This window comes from Proteus vulgaris (assembly GCF_011045815.1).
Lineage (GTDB): Bacteria > Pseudomonadota > Gammaproteobacteria > Enterobacterales > Enterobacteriaceae > Proteus > Proteus vulgaris_B.
The window spans coordinates 1229720-1246215 of the sequence record NZ_CP047344.1 but is presented as its reverse complement, the minus strand read 5'-3'; the positions used below and the strand labels follow the sequence as shown (position 1 = coordinate 1246215).

At 38.7% G+C, this 16496-nt stretch carries 14 protein-coding genes; 8 read left to right on the top strand and 6 right to left on the bottom strand.

The genetic code is table 11. The features are described from left to right. Positions 1-69 precede the first annotated feature (69 nt). Positions 70-1767, top strand: a complete 1698-nt coding sequence (locus GTH24_RS05740; RefSeq protein ID WP_072070526.1) for an NAD-dependent malic enzyme — start codon at positions 70-72, stop codon at positions 1765-1767. Positions 1768-1908: 141 nt separating this feature from the next. Beyond that, positions 1909-2640 carry an outer membrane permeability protein SanA gene (sanA, locus tag GTH24_RS05735; RefSeq protein WP_072070527.1) on the top strand — a complete coding sequence of 244 codons (732 nt, stop codon included), beginning with the start codon at positions 1909-1911 and terminating at the stop codon, positions 2638-2640. Here the strand turns inward: sanA and yeiB are convergent. The 3 genes from yeiB to GTH24_RS05720 form a co-directional block, all read right to left on the bottom strand. Then, positions 2637-3788: a DUF418 domain-containing protein YeiB gene (gene yeiB / locus GTH24_RS05730; protein WP_072070528.1), complete on the bottom strand. Its 1152-nt coding sequence runs from the start codon at positions 3786-3788 to the stop codon at positions 2637-2639. The two genes, sanA and yeiB, sit on opposite strands and share 4 nt — an antisense overlap. A gap of 12 nt (positions 3789-3800) precedes the next feature. Further along, positions 3801-4460 carry a GTP cyclohydrolase I FolE gene (gene folE, locus GTH24_RS05725; RefSeq protein ID WP_072070529.1) on the bottom strand — a complete coding sequence of 220 codons (660 nt, stop codon included), beginning with the start codon at positions 4458-4460 and terminating at the stop codon, positions 3801-3803. Between the two features lie 147 nt (positions 4461-4607). Continuing rightward, positions 4608-5777, bottom strand: a complete 1170-nt coding sequence (locus GTH24_RS05720; RefSeq protein WP_164526051.1) for a YbfB/YjiJ family MFS transporter — start codon at positions 5775-5777, stop codon at positions 4608-4610. Positions 5778-5996: 219 nt separating this feature from the next. On the opposite strand from GTH24_RS05720, the gene moeA reads away from it, so the two are divergent. The 3 genes from moeA to GTH24_RS05705 all read left to right on the top strand — a co-directional run bounded on the left by moeA (position 5997) and on the right by GTH24_RS05705 (position 9980). Continuing rightward, positions 5997-7238, top strand: coding sequence for a molybdopterin molybdotransferase MoeA (gene moeA / locus GTH24_RS05715; RefSeq protein WP_072070531.1), 1242 nt, complete (start codon positions 5997-5999; stop codon positions 7236-7238). A 5-nt stretch (positions 7239-7243) separates the two neighbouring features. After that, positions 7244-8011, top strand: coding sequence for a molybdopterin-synthase adenylyltransferase MoeB (moeB, locus tag GTH24_RS05710; protein WP_072070532.1), 768 nt, complete (start codon positions 7244-7246; stop codon positions 8009-8011). 268 nt (positions 8012-8279) lie between these two features. Then, the gene (locus GTH24_RS05705) at positions 8280-9980 is read left to right on the top strand and encodes an amidohydrolase (RefSeq protein WP_164526050.1); all 1701 of its coding nucleotides are present in this window, start codon (positions 8280-8282) and stop codon (positions 9978-9980) included. Positions 9981-10069: 89 nt separating this feature from the next. On the opposite strand, the gene GTH24_RS05700 is transcribed toward GTH24_RS05705, so the two are convergent. Further along, positions 10070-10534, bottom strand: a complete 465-nt coding sequence (locus GTH24_RS05700) for a GNAT family N-acetyltransferase (protein ID WP_072070534.1) — start codon at positions 10532-10534, stop codon at positions 10070-10072. A 9-nt stretch (positions 10535-10543) separates the two neighbouring features. After that, entirely contained in the window at positions 10544-11122 is a 579-nt protein-coding gene (locus GTH24_RS05695; RefSeq protein WP_072070535.1) for a TIGR00730 family Rossman fold protein, read from the bottom strand. Between the two features lie 330 nt (positions 11123-11452). Between GTH24_RS05695 and rhtA the strand changes: the two genes are divergently transcribed. Further along, complete coding sequence (gene rhtA / locus GTH24_RS05690; RefSeq protein ID WP_072070536.1) at positions 11453-12343, top strand: threonine/homoserine exporter RhtA; 891 nt, start codon at positions 11453-11455, stop codon at positions 12341-12343. Positions 12344-12618: 275 nt separating this feature from the next. Continuing rightward, entirely contained in the window at positions 12619-13125 is a 507-nt protein-coding gene (dps, locus tag GTH24_RS05685) for a DNA starvation/stationary phase protection protein Dps (RefSeq protein ID WP_072070537.1), read from the top strand. A gap of 67 nt (positions 13126-13192) precedes the next feature. Here dps and dinG read toward each other — a convergent pair whose 3' ends face one another. Continuing rightward, positions 13193-15301, bottom strand: a complete 2109-nt coding sequence (dinG, locus tag GTH24_RS05680; protein ID WP_164526049.1) for an ATP-dependent DNA helicase DinG — start codon at positions 15299-15301, stop codon at positions 13193-13195. Positions 15302-15556: 255 nt separating this feature from the next. Between dinG and GTH24_RS05675 the strand changes: the two genes are divergently transcribed. After that, complete coding sequence (locus GTH24_RS05675; RefSeq protein WP_072070539.1) at positions 15557-16459, top strand: LysR family transcriptional regulator; 903 nt, start codon at positions 15557-15559, stop codon at positions 16457-16459. Positions 16460-16496 lie beyond the last annotated feature (37 nt).

Below are 16496 nucleotides of genomic sequence, written 5' to 3'. Positions count from 1 at the left end.
TACATATTTTTATTATTTTGTAGGATCTACAATTGTCATGTGACTAACTGCCTTACAAGAGTATTTTTCATGGAACTGGAACACGAAAGTAAACGCCCTCTCTACATCCCGTATGCAGGTCCAATCCTGCTTGAATTTCCCCTGTTAAATAAAGGTAGTGCTTTCAGCGAAGAAGAACGCAGCACCTTTAACTTACATGGTTTACTGCCTGAAGCAGTTGAAACTATTGAAGAACAGGTTGAACGCGCTTATCGCCAATATCTTGATTTCAAAAACGATAACGACAAACACATTTACCTAAGAAACATCCAAGACACCAATGAAACTCTGTTTTACCGTTTATTGGAATCTCACCTTACTGAAATGATGCCAATCATTTACACACCAACAGTGGGTGAAGCTTGCGAACATTTCTCTGATATTTATCGTCGTGCTCGCGGTTTGTTTATCTCTTACCCTAACCGCGCCAATATCGACGATATGCTACAAAACGCCACTAAACAAAACGTAAAAGTGATTGTTGTCACTGATGGCGAACGTATTCTTGGTCTAGGTGACCAAGGTATCGGCGGTATGGGTATTCCTATTGGTAAACTCTCTTTATATACCGCGTGTGGGGGTATCAGCCCAGCGTACACATTGCCTGTTGTACTTGATGTTGGTACTAACAATCCACAACGCTTAAACGATCCACTATATATGGGATGGCGCCATCCTCGTATTACTGGTGATGAATATAACGAGTTCGTTGATGAATTTATTCAAGCTGTTAAACGTCGCTGGCCAAATGTTTTACTGCAATTTGAAGACTTCGCGCAAAAAAATGCGATGCCTTTACTAAACCGTTATCGTGATGAATTATGTTGCTTTAACGATGATATTCAAGGTACTGCGTCTGTTACCTTAGGTAGTCTTATCGCGGCTAGCCGTGCTGCGGGGCGCCAATTAAAAGACCAAACAGTCACTTTCTTAGGTGCAGGCTCTGCGGGTTGTGGTATTGCTGAGCAAATCATTGCCCAAATGAAATCTGAAGGCTTAAGCGATGAGCAAGCGCGTGAGCGTATCTTCATGGTTGACCGTTTTGGCTTATTAACTGATAAACTACCAAATTTACTTGATTTCCAAAGCAAGCTTATCCAAAAAAGTGAAGCCATTGCTGATTGGAAAACAGAAAGCGATGCGATTTCGCTGTTAGAAGTGGTTAAGAATGCAAAACCAACAATCTTAATTGGTGTTTCAGGACAAGCTGGGTTATTCACTGAAGAAATTATTCGTGAAATGCACAAACACTGTGAACGCCCTATCGTGATGCCATTATCTAATCCAACTTCACGTGTTGAAGCGCGCCCTGAAGATATTATTAATTGGACAGATGGCCAAGCTTTAGTTGCAACTGGTAGCCCATTTGCACCTGTAAAATACAAAGATAAAGAGTATCCAATTGCACAATGTAATAACTCTTATATCTTCCCTGGCATTGGGTTAGGTGTTATTGCCTGTGGTGCTAAACGTGTGACTGATGCCATGTTAATGGTTGCAAGTCGTGCATTAGCTGATTGCTCACCAATGGCAAAAGAGGGTGACGGCTCACTATTACCTTTACTGGCTGATATTCAACAAGTTTCGCGTTATATTGCAAAACAAGTTGCAAAAGAAGCACAAGTACAAGGTGTTGCTACTGTCACATCAGATTCGGCCTTAGAAGAAGCAATTGAACGCAACTATTGGCAGCCTGAATACCGTATTTACAAAAGAACATCGTTCTAAATCGTTTTAAATACTAAGTACCATTCTGAAAAGCGCATCATTACTTAATATGAGGCGCTTTTTTCTTGCTTCCCTATCTCTGCTCAAGTAGCCTTAACCATTATGAAAGTCATTTGTTATTTGCGTCATTAAGGCAAGGACATGCTAAAACGCCTCATTTATCTTTTTCTCACACTTTTTATTCTACTTGCAGTCACCTTGATTGCCTGCGATCGCTGGATCGGGTGGAAAACAAATCCTTATATTTTTGAAGATATTGATAGGTTACCCGCTAAAAAAGTGGGCATGGTGTTAGGTACATCAAAATATTACACCAGTGGTTACATTAACCAATTTTATCAATATCGCATCCAAGGTGCTGTTAATGCCTATAATAGTGGTAAAATCCAGTATTTATTATTAAGCGGAGATAATGCAAAACATAGCTATAATGAGCCTAATACAATGCGTAAAGATCTCATTAAAGCGGGTATTCCGGCTTCTCGTATCGTAATGGATTTTGCAGGATTCAGAACGCTTGATTCTGTTGTGCGGACAAAAGAAGTTTTTGGGACTGATGGCTTTACTATTATTACACAACGTTTTCACTGTGAACGAGCCGTTTTTATCGCATTAGAAAAAGGAATTGATGCGCAATGTTTTGCAGTTGCATCCCCTAAAAGCATGTTTAAAGTACGTATACGTGAGGTATTTGCCAGAGCAGGTGCAATAATTGATGTATATATTCTAAATCGAGAGCCGCGCTTTTTAGGGCCGCCAGAAACAATTCCCGCGATACAATCTATTCCTGATGGCATTAAAGGATATCCCGCGGTTTCACCAGAGGAAGTTGAATCACTTCCTCTAAGTGACAATAATCACGAGAAAATCTAAAAGAATTGCGCTAATTTTGAGGCTGATTTACGCCAAATCCACTCTATTGGGCCTTGTGGAAAATAGCGTAGCCAAATTACGGCAAAAGCAATATTGATTGCCCAAATAACCACAACAAAAGGCATCAGTTCAGGTAAGGTAAATTGGTTAAATAATCCCATCCGCTGAAATAGGATAATGCCGATAAGACTTTGCATTAAATAGGTCGTCAGCGCCATTTTTCCTACGCAACGTAAAGCATAGGCAAAATAAGAGTGACTAATTGTATTCCAACTCCAATAAAATAACGCAATATACCCCAAGCTTTGTATAACTTGGATCAACATCGTCAAAGGCTGTGCCCAAACCGCAGCCCAGCGATAATCCCAATCAAGAAAATAATCCACCAGCACAATAATCGTTTGTAAGCTTAAACTGATTGAGAGAAAACAAAGTGCCACATAACCATAGTGTGTACGGCTAAATTTCTGCTGTAACCAACCTGATGCCATTAGCGCAGCACCCATCAACATTGCGCCAAATAAAAACCAACTATATTGACGTACCAAATTAAAAACAAAAATACTTAATTCATTCAAACGATAATAAACACTATTTAAATAAGACCCTGTTTTCCAATCGGATTCAACCATTTGGGAATATGGCGTGCTGTACCAAACGGTATCAATAAAATCACGATAATAATAAAACAACACACCTAAAATAAGTGCGCCACAAAAATAGAGTATCGCTCCCAATATAAATTGGTTCTTTGTCGTTATTGATTTGATAAAGACAAAAACAAATAAACCACACACACTATATGGAAATAAGATATCACCTTCCCAAAGAAATAGTGTGTGAATAACACCAATCAACGCTAACACAACTAATCGCGATAAATTAAAACGTGTTCCTTTGCGTAATAGCAAGTAAAGCGTACCACCAAATAATAACGCAAAAATAAAGAGGAACTTGCCTTGGGCAAAAAGGTTTAATGCCATCCATGTTATACGATCACCAAAAGAGGCTTCCCCCGAATGTAACGGGTTAAATGAAGCCACTCTTAATAAGGCAAAACCTGAAATATTGAGCAATAAAATGCCAAGGATCGCCATTCCTCTCAACGCATCAAGTGCTTCGATACGTTGATGAGACGATTCATTCATTTATTTGAAATCTCAAAGGTGACGAACAGCGCGTAAAAATTCCTGACGCGTATTTTGACTCGATTTAAATAACCCACCTAACGAGGTTGTCGTGGTTGCACTCGTTGCATCACGAATACCACGAGCTTTAACACAGTAATGAACCGCATCAATAGAAACAGCCACATTTTTTGTGCCTAGTAACGTTTGTAATGCGATAAGAATTTGCTGGGTTAAACGTTCTTGAACTTGAGGACGTTGAGCAAAAAATTGCACAATACGATTAATTTTTGATAAACCAATCACTTTATCTTTTGGAATATAAGCCACAATCGCCTTACCATCAATGGTAACAAAGTGATGTTCGCAAGTACTGGTTAATGTGATATCTCGTACTGTCACCATTTCATCAACTTGCATTTTATTTTCAATTAGTGTGATTTTTGGGAAGTTGTGATAATCCAGTCCTGAGAAAATTTCATCAACATACATTTTAGCAATACGACGAGGCGTTTCAGCTAAACTATCGTCAGTTAAATCCAGATTTAACAGCTTCATCACTTCTGTCATATGATGTTCAATTTGCTGTTTACTCTCACTTGGAGATAGCTTTGATTCACGAAGAGGCGTTTCCAAACCGCGTTCAACTAACGCAGCGTGCACCCATTGCGCCTCTTTACTTAATGATGACATTGGACTCTCCGATAAACACATTAATGAAGTATCTGTTTCGCTGTCAGCGACAACAGCCTACACTTTAGATGACATGAATCACATTATCCAGCGATACCGCATTTTTCGTTATGAAATTATTGCATTTTTGTATGAACTATTTTTAGATTAAGCCTTTTTTTTCTCTTTTAAACACACCAGAAAACCACCGATTATCAACACAATAAAGGCAACATAAAGTGCAGGTTCTAATTTCCCGGTTAATGCCGTTGAAAGCGAAGAAACAATAGGACCAACTAATTGTCCAATAGCATAAAAAGTCGTGAGTAAACCCGCCATATAACGCCCATGATCAGGTGCTAACTCTCTACCTCGTAAAAAAGCAAGTTGTACCGCACACATCAAACCGCCACCAATTAAAAAAGCACCTATCGCAAGCCCTGTTATTGTCGGTATCCACTCTGCGATCAAAATACCTAATGCTTGTAACCAAAGCGTAATGGCTAAGCGTAACTGCGTGTTTAATACATTACGCGTTAAAATGGCAATTCCGATACATAATGCAGCAGAAGCACCAAATATGGGCCAAACAAATTGTGCGATTAAGCTCCCTGGGAAGCGCTCTGCTGCCATTTGAGAAAGAAATGTAGCTGGTAAAATATAACCAAAACCCGCAAAGGTATAACCCAAAGTCAAATTTTTCATTGCTGGTGTCAGTGTTAAAGGTGCAATTTTTACCTCTTCCCGACTCATCGCCCAAGGTTTAGGAAGGTGGTAACTCACATATATTGCACAAATAAAAGCAAGCGAACCATAAATAAGCCACCCAGTCATCGCATTCATTTGCCATTTCATAATTAATACAGCGAGCATACCGCTAATAAATATACCTGCCCCTGTTCCTGCATAAACAGCAACGCTTAATGCGGGGCGATTAAGGCGAGCCAATAATTCATTGGCCCATGACGCCACCAGTACCAACGTCCAACCACTTGCCCAACCGATAAAAAAACGAGCAATACTGTGTGTAAATGCGTCATTTAAAAAAGCGGATAACAGAGTAATTATCACCGCCCCCCAAAGCCCCGCCCACAAACGATACCCCACACCTTTAACTGCTTTCATTGCATCATAGGAGCCTGCAAGATAACCAAGATAATTAAATGCAGCGACAATACCAGCACTTGTTAGCGTCAATTGATATTCTGCAATCATCAATGGCACTTGTGGTGTAAAGGTAAAGCGCCCTATCCCCATTGCAACGACTAAAGCAAGAAAACCACTAAACGCGATATGAAAAGCTTGCGCTGAATGACTTTGGTGATTTGAAGTATTCATTGATATCCATTATTTTGTTTTATCGTTTTATACATTTTAAATGTGCTGTTCATTAATAACAGAATGAGCAACACATTAACCCCAAACAGTTAACATTTTTGTAATAATACGTTTCGTTTCTTTCTAGTCACAAGATGATCTCTGACATGATGATGTCCATCGTGATAGATTAGTATCATGAAATAAAACAGAACATTTCGATAGATCTTGGAGTATATGATGAGTCAATGTCACGTTAGCGGTTTATTATCTCTTGATGAAGCGCTAGAAAAACTACTTGAAAAACCGCTGGCAATTACCGATACCCTTAACATCCCATTAAATAATGCAGCCGATTATATTCTAAGTGCAGATATTACATCTCCACTCAATGTTCCACCTTTTGATAATTCTGCAATGGATGGTTACGGACTTCGTTACGCTGACTTAGACACCCAAACTCCTCTTCCGGTGGCAGGAAAATCGTTTGCGGGTATTCCTTTTGAGGGAGAACTTCCTGCTGGTCAATGTGTCCGCATTATGACAGGAGCAATGGTTCCTACGGGCGTTGATACTGTCATTATGCAAGAAGAAGCTGAAGTCACTGAACATGGTGTTCATTTTTCACAGCCTGCTAAGAAAGGCCAAAATATTCGCCGTATTGGTGAAGATATTAAAGAAAACGATATTGTATTATCTGCTGGCACTAAGCTTTCAACAGCACAATTGCCATTAATCGCCTCTTTAGGGATCGCCACTGTACAAGTTTATCGACGCTTAAAAGTTGCCGTTTTCTCAACAGGTGATGAATTACAAACTATCGGTCAGCCATTAAAAACGGGGCAAATATATGATACTAACCGTTTTGCTGTACGCTTAATGCTTGAAAAATTAGGTTGTGAAGTTTTAGATTTAGGCGTTATTCCTGACTCACCTGAAAAACTCCGTGAAACCTTTAAAAAAGCAGATCAAGAAGCAGATTTAGTGATCAGCAGTGGCGGTGTTTCTGTAGGTGAAGCAGATTACACCAAACAAATTCTTGATGAAATTGGAGAGATTGGTTTTTGGAAATTAGCCATTAAACCGGGAAAACCATTTGCATTTGGTCGATTGCACAATGCATGGTTCTGCGGTTTACCGGGTAACCCTGTCTCAGCAACCGTCACATTCTATCAATTAGTTCAGCCTTTGATCGCTCGGTTATCAGGCTTTAGTCATTGGAAAGCGCCACAACGTTTCCAAGCCATAGCACAATCACCATTGAAAAAATCAGTGGGTCGTCTTGATTTTCAACGTGGTATCGCAAGTATTAATGCAGAAGGTGTGTGGCAAGTAGACACTTCAGGTCACCAAGGCTCACACGTTTATAGCTCCTTTAGTGTCGCTAACTGCTTTATCGTCTTAGAACGTGAGCGTGGTAAAGTGGCTGCGGGTGAAACCGTCACAATCGAGTTATTTAATTCTCTGTTAAAAAGCGAATAGTTTTTATGAGTATCGAATTAACCGATGAAGAAACACTGCGCTACAATCGCCAGATTGTATTAAGGGGCTTTGATTTTGATGGTCAAGAGGCACTGAAAAGTGCCTCTGTATTGATTGTTGGCGCAGGTGGCTTAGGATGTAGTGCTTCGCAATATCTTACAGCCGCAGGTGTAGGAAAACTCACATTATTAGATTTTGATACAGTTTCCCTTTCTAATCTTCAGCGCCAAATTCTTCATCGTGACGCTACGATTGGCCAACCCAAAGTACTATCTGCAAAAGTAACATTAGAAGCAATTAATCCTCATGTCACAATAGACACCGTTGATGCATTACTTGAAGATGAGGCTTTAGATAAACTTATTAGCCAACATAATATCGTAATGGACTGTACGGATAATGTGGCAGTACGCGAGCAGCTTAATCGCCTCTGCTTTCATCAAAAAAAACCACTAGTATCTGGTGCAGCGATTAGAATGGAAGGTCAAATCAGTGTATTCACTTACCAAGATGAAGAGCCTTGCTATCGTTGTCTGAGCCATCTTTTTGGCGACAACGCTTTAAGTTGTGTTGAAGCGGGCATAATGGCACCTGTTGTGGGTACTATTGGCACATTACAAGCTGTTGAAGCAATAAAGTTACTCACTGGCTACGGTGAAAACTTGCATGGCAAAGTATTAATGTTTGACGCAATGCGAATGCAATTTCGTGAGTTTAAGCTACCTAAAAACCCACATTGCGAAGTATGCTCTGCCGATTTACCAGATAACTAACTACTTTTTATTCTAGATAAGGTAAGTCTAACCTATTTAAACTTACCTTATCGCTTCCCAAAAATAGAGGTATCAATCTATTTTCTTAGCAATTTAATCATCCTCTAAGTCGTATTTCTCGCTAAATCGACGTAACAAGCTTGTAGTATTCACTCTGATTTAATTCTACTATGACCGCCCGCGTCAAAACGCAACAGGATGCCCTATAAGCAAAACTATCATTTAAGCACAAGCTCAACGTGCTAAAAAAGCAATACAAGGTAGAAGAATGACATTTAAAACTGCAGACACTCTCTATTACAACGGGCTTATTTATACCGCTGATCATAATAACAATATTGTTGATGCTATCGCGATCAGCCAAGGTGTAATTATTGCTTCAGGTAAACGAGAGGAGTTACTTTCTTTCTGTAATGAAAATACTGAGCAGATTGATTTACAAGGAAGAATGGTCATGCCGGGCATTATTGATGCACATATGCACCCATTCTGGGGAGGTGCAACATTAGCGGGTTGCCATCTTGATTATCAATCACTCTCTATCGATGACATTTTATTGCGTATTCAGAAATACCTTGATGAAAACTTTATTGATAATGATACCGAATGGCTAAAAGTTTCTGCATGGTATCGTGAAGGTATGCAACCAGAAGGCGTACAAATGACACGTTATCACCTTGATACCTTAAATACAGCTCGCCCTATTTTGCTCTTTTCTAGTGATTGCCATAGCGTATTGGCTAATTCACGCGCTTTAGCGCTGTTAAATATCACTGCGGAAACACCTGATCCTCCTGATGGAAACATTGAACGTGATGGTGATAGAACACCAATAGGTATTCTTGAAGACGCACCTGCAATGCAAGCTATTGATAGCTTGCCACCACTCACTGAAGCACAAAACCTACAAATCGCCCGTCATGTTCAAAAACGATTAAATGAACAAGGTGTAACCACTATTATGGATGCGCGTGTGGGTGAGCCTCAATTACGCGCCTTTAATACATTAAGAAAAGCTGGCGAACTGACTCTTCGTGTTGAAAATGCCGTTGAAATTACGCCTGATGATGTGCCATCTATTGATGCTATTCCAAACGCTGTACGCCATGCTGCAACTCGTTTTTCACAATGGCATCAGCGCAGTGAAGGAGCTCAACCCAGTGTTGCAATCCGTCATATCAAACTTTTTCTTGATGGTGTATTACAAGCGCCGATTATGACAGCCCGTTTACACTCACCTTATCGTATCAATGTTGGCACCGATGACACGCCACACTGGCAAGACTCTGAACATATTGGCGATCTCTATTTTTCACCGGAAATTTTAACACCATTAGTGACTGAGATTGCGCGTGCGGGTTATCATCCTCATATTCATACTGTTGCTGAAGGTGCAATTAGTACGGCTCTAGATGCTATCAGTGAAATGCGTAAAGTGTTACCTGAAAAAGACATTAGACCGGGGCTTGCACATAATGAATTGATGTGTGAAAAAGATTACGCTCGTTTTACACAATTAAAAACTTACCCTTTTCTCTCTTTCCAATGGGCTGCTGCAGATCAGAACAATATCGAGAAAGATATTGAAATGCTTGGTAAATCTCGCTGTGAATATTTGGAAACGGCAGGGAAATTTATTGATGCGGGTGTCACCGTAGCTTTTGGTAGCGACTGGCCGATTGATCCACTTAATGAATGGTACGATTTTAAAGTTGCGATGACTCGCCAAAAAGATGCAACAAGTCCACGTCTTGATAACGATCGTAATCTGACATTAGTGGAAGTCTTACGTGCAGCCACCATTAATGCGGCAGAAGCTTTGGATATGGATACTCAAATTGGATCATTAGAAGTCGGAAAATTTGCCGATTTTATAGTATTAGATAGAAACCTGTTTGAAATATCGGCAGAAGATGTTGAAAATGTCAGGGTATTGTGTACGATCATTGCGGGGAAACCCACAATTTAGCTGAATAATATAAGTAATAAACCCGCGTTAAGCGGGTTTATTTTTATCAATGCGCTTAATCCTATGAGAATTAATATAAATTTAGTCTGTTATAAAGCAATCCCCATCACTGTGCTCACTTCTTTTAACCCTTCACGTTCGTAAAAACGTTTTGCTGCGCCATTTTCAGCTAATACAGATAACTCAAGATGTGTCATTTTTTCTGATATCGCCCACTCTTTCATTGCAGTTAGCAATAAACGGCCGACACCTTGGTTACGTATTGTAGGATCAGTAACAATATCGTAAATATAGGCATATTTACGTTGAACTAAACAGTTAAACATAGGCGTTTCTTGAATTTGTGCAATGCTAAATCCAATTACTTTGCCATCTAAATCTGCGACCAAAAGATGAAATTTATTATTTTTTATTCCATTAATAATAAAAGCTTCGTCTTGCTTACCCGGCTTTAATCGATCGGGTTGTAAATTAGCCATTTCATTAAATAAATGGGTATAAAGGTCATTAATTTCTTCTACATCAGACAAAATTGCTTTTCTTATTATTATCATTTTTTACCTTTATTTGTTGTAGGTTTTTACTGGAGGTGCAATATATGTTTCAAATTTATCTAATAATTGAATAGGACATTGTTCTACAATTGCCATATTGCGGTACTTTTCATGTAAGAATTGTTCGTCTGCCATTTTATCAATCATCATTAATAATGGTGAATAAAACTGATTGATATTAAGTATGCCCAATGGTTTTTGATGCAAACCAATTTGGCTCCATGTAAAGACTTCACTAAACTCTTCTAATGTACCAAAACCACCTGGTAAAGCGACAAAACCTTCAGCCAGTTCTATCATTTTACTTTTACGCTGATGCATGGTCTCAACAATATGCAGTTCAGTCAGATTATTATGAGATATTTCACGCCCTTCTAATAGCGTAGGAATAACGCCTATCACCTTTCCGCCTTCAGCTAATACTGTATCGGCGAGTGTCCCCATAATTCCTACACTTGCACCACCATAAATTAAGGTGATATTACGTTTAACCAGCTCTTTGGCAAAAATAATGGCCTGTTCTTTATAAATAGATGATGCGCCTAAACTAGAGCCACAATACACTGCGATAGATTTTATTTTATTCATTTGTTATTCTCATTTTGCTAGTTAAAACGAATTTTGAATTATACTTAAGCCTACTTTGATAAAAAAGGTTAAAAAAAGTATTTTTTCACTTTTTATCGTACATATATTGTTAATTATTATTAAATCTAATATTTAAATTATCCTAATTTTTATTTTAATAAATATTAATTAATTTATATTTTAGCTAAGTTTATTCAACTAAATTTAACTAAAAATATTTATTAATAAATAACTATATTAAAGCACGTAAATTTATTCTATATTATGCGATCATTTGTTATCTCGCTAACAGAGCACACATACGATTGATTATTGACGAGGTTTTATAGGATGTTGTCAGCCAGACACTCAGCTAAATTACAGGTGTTTTACCCTGTGCTTCTTTTGCTCCTTTCTATGCTTTCGATACAAAGTGGCGCATCCCTTGCTAAAAGCCTATTTCCAGTTATTGGTGCCCCTGCGGTAACAGCGTTACGCTTATTATTGGGGACTTTGATCCTATTTTTTATCTTTAAACCATGGCGACTCAAATTTAATCGCGAGTCAATTATGCCACTGTTTTTATATGGCTTATCTTTAGGTGCCATGAATTATCTTTTCTACCTTGCACTTGAAACTATCCCGCTAGGTATTGCTGTAGCTCTTGAATTTACAGGCCCTTTAGCCGTTGCAATGTTTTCATCGCGCAGAGCTATCGACTTTTTATGGATAATTTTAGTCATCGCCGGCTTAGGATTATTGCTGCCTATTGGTGATAACATTCATGGCCTTGACCCACTAGGTATTCTTTATGCCTTAGGCGCAGGTGTGGGGTGGGCATTATATATCGTATTCGGACAACGTGCTGGAAAAGGCTATGGTGCAGCAACCGTATCAATTGGTTCATTAGTAGCCGCTTTTATTTTTGTGCCTATCGGCATATTACAAAGTAGCCCTGATATTATGTTTAGCTGGTCTATCTTACCTATTGCCTTAGCGATTGCGATTTTATCAACCGCGTTTCCTTATACCTTGGAAATGATCGCACTTACGCGCTTGCCCGCCAAAACATTTGGTACTTTAATGAGCTTAGAGCCTTGTATGGGTGCCTTTATTGGTATTATTTTCTTACATGAACATTTGACGTTAATACAATGGGTTGCCTTAGCCTTTATTGTTTTAGCTTCTATTGGCTCAACAACAACAATGAAAAGTAAAACCAAAATTGAGGAAGTAAAATAGATATTTAACTCATTTTACTCAGTAAGAAATAAATATTAATTTAAAAAGGATCTTATGATCCTTTTTACTTATTAAATAATAACTTTACTGACCTATCATTGCTATTTTGCGCTCATTGTCTTACCCTAAATAGACTATTTCGATAGATTAGATTTTTTTAATAGATGACCTATCAATTTAATAGTATCAATCGATAAGACTAACCATTAATAATTCACTATCATGATTTACAGAAATTAAGATATTGATTTATTAATTATTTAGGGAGAACGATTATGAGTACTGCTAAATTAGTCAAATCCACACCTTCAACTCTGCTTTATACCCGTAATAATCTCGATGACAGCGTAAAACTGCACGCTATCGAGTTACTGCAACAAATGGTGACGCAGTTTATCGACCTATCTCTCATCACAAAACAAGCGCATTGGAATATGCGTGGTAGAAACTTTATTTCTGTTCATGAAATGGTTGACGGCTTCCGTGACACCATAAATGAGCATACCGATGAATTTGCAGAGCGTATTGTTCAATTAGGTGGCACTGTATTAGGCACCGCACAAGTTGTCAGCAAGAAAACCCCATTGAAAGCTTATCCTCTGGATATTCATGATGTACAAGACCATTTAAAAGCACTGGCTGATCGTTACGCTATCGTTGCAAATGATATCCGTAAAGCCATTGATGAAGTTGAAGACGAAGACACCGCCGATATGTTTACCGCAGCATCGCGTGATCTTGATAAATTCTTATGGTTTATTGAAGCCAATATTGAGAATTAATTCGTAATAACAAATTGCTATTATGACTTAGAAAGGCTACCTCTCTTGATATAGGTGGCCTTTCTCTTTATTTCTCTTTAGGCATATCAGGTTGATAAATAGGGAAAACAGGTAGTGCTGTTAATAAGCGTGGGCCATAGTTTTTGGTTAGTAAACGTCTGTCATAAATAATAATTTCACCGTGGCAATGATGGCTGCGGATAAGTCGCCCAACTTGCTGAATTAAATTAAACGATGCACTTGGCAAGCTCTGCACTTCAAAAGGATAACGTTTCAGCGATTTTAACCACTCGCCTTCTGTCACAATCACTGGATCGGTCACAGGTGGAAAAGCAATTTTATGAATATGCACCTGCGTTAAATAATCGCCTTTTAAATCGAGTCCTTCGGCAAATGATTGCAAACCTATCAATACACTATTATCTCCTGCATCAATACGCTTACAATGTGTTTCTACCAAGCGATAACGAGGCTGATCTCCTTGCACCAATAAACATAACCGTAAGTCTTTCACTTCTTCTAAAAAGCCATCCATTGCCCGTTGGCTACTAAATAAAACTAATTGTCCTCTGTGGTTATTCTCTTCCATGCTTTGTCGAAAATAACGTGCCATTTCTTTTAAATGTTCGCGTTCATGAGTCATCGTCGGTTCATAGCGCATTTTAGGAATAACTAATCTACCCTGATCTTTATGTTCAAAAGGTGAAGACAACGTAATAAAGCGATCATCAAAATGCTCACTTAATCCTGTTAATTCTTGAATACGAGAATAGCTATTTAATGATCGTAACGTTGCAGATGTAATAACCACATGTGGGATATTTTTCCATAACAATTGTGTCAGTTGTTCGCTGACTCGAATACCTGCGCAATGGAAATAGAGATGAGATTGCTTTTTATCGTAACGCCGAGTGAGCCATTTCGATACAGGTGCTTTTGAGGTTTGCTCTAATGTGGCTAAGCGCCACAATTTGGCCATATTCTCTAAATAACCGACCATTCTACTGGTAGTTAAAATGGCACGATGTAAACGCACAATATCTTCTTTTGCTGTACGCTCTGTTAAATCATTTAAAATAGCTTCACCCAACATTTTTAAACTATCTGTTAGCTTAAATAATGTCTGGCAACTTAACAGAAGCTGTTCAGGTAATTCGCCTAATGGAAAGAGATATTCATCTTGTTCACTACGTTCTGGTAATAATGCTCGCGTAAAGGTATCAACCTCTTGATAAGCTTCACGTAACTTAGCAATATGAGCATCAAAACGAATAGGATCAGCCAACTTAGGTGGTCTTACAGGAATAAATTGCGCTAAATACTGACTAACATGGCGAGTAATATTATCCAGCTGATTATTAAGGGCAACTAAGGTAATTTCCCCTTCGACTTCAAGTGCATCTCGCGCAACATCAGGAATATGATGGCCTTCATCCAACACTAACAGCAGGTTCTTGGCATCGGGTAATACCGATTCGCTTTCCATTGCTGCCATCACTAAAGCGTGATTGGTAATAACAACATCCACTTCATCAATTTCACGGCGTGCAATAAAAAAAGGGCAACGATGATAATATTGGCAATTACGTCCTAAACAGTTCATTTTATCGGTACTAATTTTACGCCATAAACTGTCTGTTAATGCCCGTTTATGATGATCACGCAAACCATCCCAACCGAAACTGGTAAAATCATTTTTTAGCTCTTGGCAAATTTCTCTTTCTGCGCTGGTCGCCACATCCACTTTGTCTTCAAGCAAAAACATTAAGTCGATTTGTTCACCTTCTGTTACACAAATCGCGTCTAAATTACGTGGACATAAATAGCGCCCACGGCCAAAAGCACCCGTAAAAGTAAGATCTGGAATGATTTTTTTAAGTAATGGGAGATCTTTGCTAAAAATCTGATCTTGCAGTGCCACATTGGCTGTACTGATAATCAGCGGTTTTTTTTCATCACGACTGATAGCAATACCCGGAATAAGATAAGAAAGTGTTTTACCTACCCCAGTTGGAGCTTCAATCACTAAGTGTCGTCCCATTTCATCAGAAAAAGTCTTGGCCACTTCAGCTATCATTTCACGCTGTGGCGCACGCGGAATAAACCCTTCAATATGTTCTGGTAGGGCTTTATACCACTGACTTATTTGATTTTTAACTGATTGAGAAAGAGACATAACTACTCTGTGACTGATTTTAAGAAGGGTGCTATTGTCTCATAACACTGTATAAAAATCAGTAGTTACCTTCATTTGCTCTCTTCTTTCATCAAAGAATGGATAACGCCTCGAAATTATTGAGCTTTGTTATAGATTATTAATCCAACTCTTCATAGTATGAGTATTGATGACATAACTTCTAAAAATAGCCTTATAAAAAAATAATACTTTTTGTTTGATTAAATACAACAACACCAGTTAAGAGACACCATAATGACCCCTACAAAACGCCCTATTTTTAACTTAGAACTTGATTTACTCCGAACCTTTGTTGCTGTTGTCGATGGAAATACCTTTGCCGCGGCCGCAGAATCTGTTTGCCGTACTCAATCTGCGGTAAGCCAGCAAATGCAACGCCTTGAATCGTTGATAGGCAAAGAGCTGTTTGCTCGCCAAGGTCGAAATAAAACACTGACAGAAGCGGGTACACAACTGCTTAACTATGCTCGCCGTATTTTGCGCCTAAATGATGAAGCTTGTCTTTCATTAATGCATGAAGAAATTGATGGGATCTTAAAAATTGGCTCCCCTGATGATACGGCAAACACAATTTTACCTGATCTACTTGCACGTTTTTCAGGGGCGTATCCTCGTCTTATTATGGAAATCATTGTTAAACGTAGTCCGTTTTTAATGTCGATGCTAGAAAACAACGAGCTTGATTTAGCCATTTCTACTGAAGAACATGTGGGTTACCCCAAAATAGTGCTACGTGTTTCTCCTTCCTTATGGTATTGCGGAAAACATTTCAGGTTTGATCTTGATGAACCCTTGCCATTAGTTGTATTAGATGAACCCAGTACATACCGCGATATGATGATAAATCACCTTGATCAACAAGGTATTCGTTGGCGAATCGCTTATATTGCTACAACGCTTTCAGGTGCAAGAGCTGCTGTACGTGCGGGCTTAGGTATTATGGCACGTTCAATTGAGCTTTCAGGTGACGATTTGCGTATTTTAGGCGAAAAAGAAGGCTTACCCCCTTTACCAGCAATTAGTTATAACCTATATCTCAATGCCAATAGCCCAGGAAAAGCCGCACAAATACTGTTTGATTCGTTAAAGAATGAGCAAAATGAAGTGATTAATCATGCTGATATTACACTTCAATAAGAATAAAGATTTCAAAGCTCTTAAATAATGTTGATAA

What these genes read in the sequence shown, in the direction of transcription:
- GTH24_RS05740 (WP_072070526.1), top strand. Translation starts at nt 70, where the DNA reads ATGGAACTGGAACACGAAAGTAAACGCCCTCTCTACATCCCGTATGCA.
- sanA (WP_072070527.1), top strand. Translation starts at nt 1,909, where the DNA reads ATGCTAAAACGCCTCATTTATCTTTTTCTCACACTTTTTATTCTACTT.
- yeiB (WP_072070528.1), bottom strand. Translation starts at nt 3,788, where the DNA reads ATGAATGAATCGTCTCATCAACGTATCGAAGCACTTGATGCGTTGAGA.
- folE (WP_072070529.1), bottom strand. Translation starts at nt 4,460, where the DNA reads ATGTCATCATTAAGTAAAGAGGCGCAATGGGTGCACGCTGCGTTAGTT.
- GTH24_RS05720 (WP_164526051.1), bottom strand. Translation starts at nt 5,777, where the DNA reads ATGAATACTTCAAATCACCAAAGTCATTCAGCGCAAGCTTTTCATATC.
- moeA (WP_072070531.1), top strand. Translation starts at nt 5,997, where the DNA reads ATGAGTCAATGTCACGTTAGCGGTTTATTATCTCTTGATGAAGCGCTA.
- moeB (WP_072070532.1), top strand. Translation starts at nt 7,244, where the DNA reads ATGAGTATCGAATTAACCGATGAAGAAACACTGCGCTACAATCGCCAG.
- GTH24_RS05705 (WP_164526050.1), top strand. Translation starts at nt 8,280, where the DNA reads ATGACATTTAAAACTGCAGACACTCTCTATTACAACGGGCTTATTTAT.
- GTH24_RS05700 (WP_072070534.1), bottom strand. Translation starts at nt 10,534, where the DNA reads ATGATAATAATAAGAAAAGCAATTTTGTCTGATGTAGAAGAAATTAAT.
- GTH24_RS05695 (WP_072070535.1), bottom strand. Translation starts at nt 11,122, where the DNA reads ATGAATAAAATAAAATCTATCGCAGTGTATTGTGGCTCTAGTTTAGGC.
- rhtA (WP_072070536.1), top strand. Translation starts at nt 11,453, where the DNA reads ATGTTGTCAGCCAGACACTCAGCTAAATTACAGGTGTTTTACCCTGTG.
- dps (WP_072070537.1), top strand. Translation starts at nt 12,619, where the DNA reads ATGAGTACTGCTAAATTAGTCAAATCCACACCTTCAACTCTGCTTTAT.
- dinG (WP_164526049.1), bottom strand. Translation starts at nt 15,301, where the DNA reads ATGTCTCTTTCTCAATCAGTTAAAAATCAAATAAGTCAGTGGTATAAA.
- GTH24_RS05675 (WP_072070539.1), top strand. Translation starts at nt 15,557, where the DNA reads ATGACCCCTACAAAACGCCCTATTTTTAACTTAGAACTTGATTTACTC.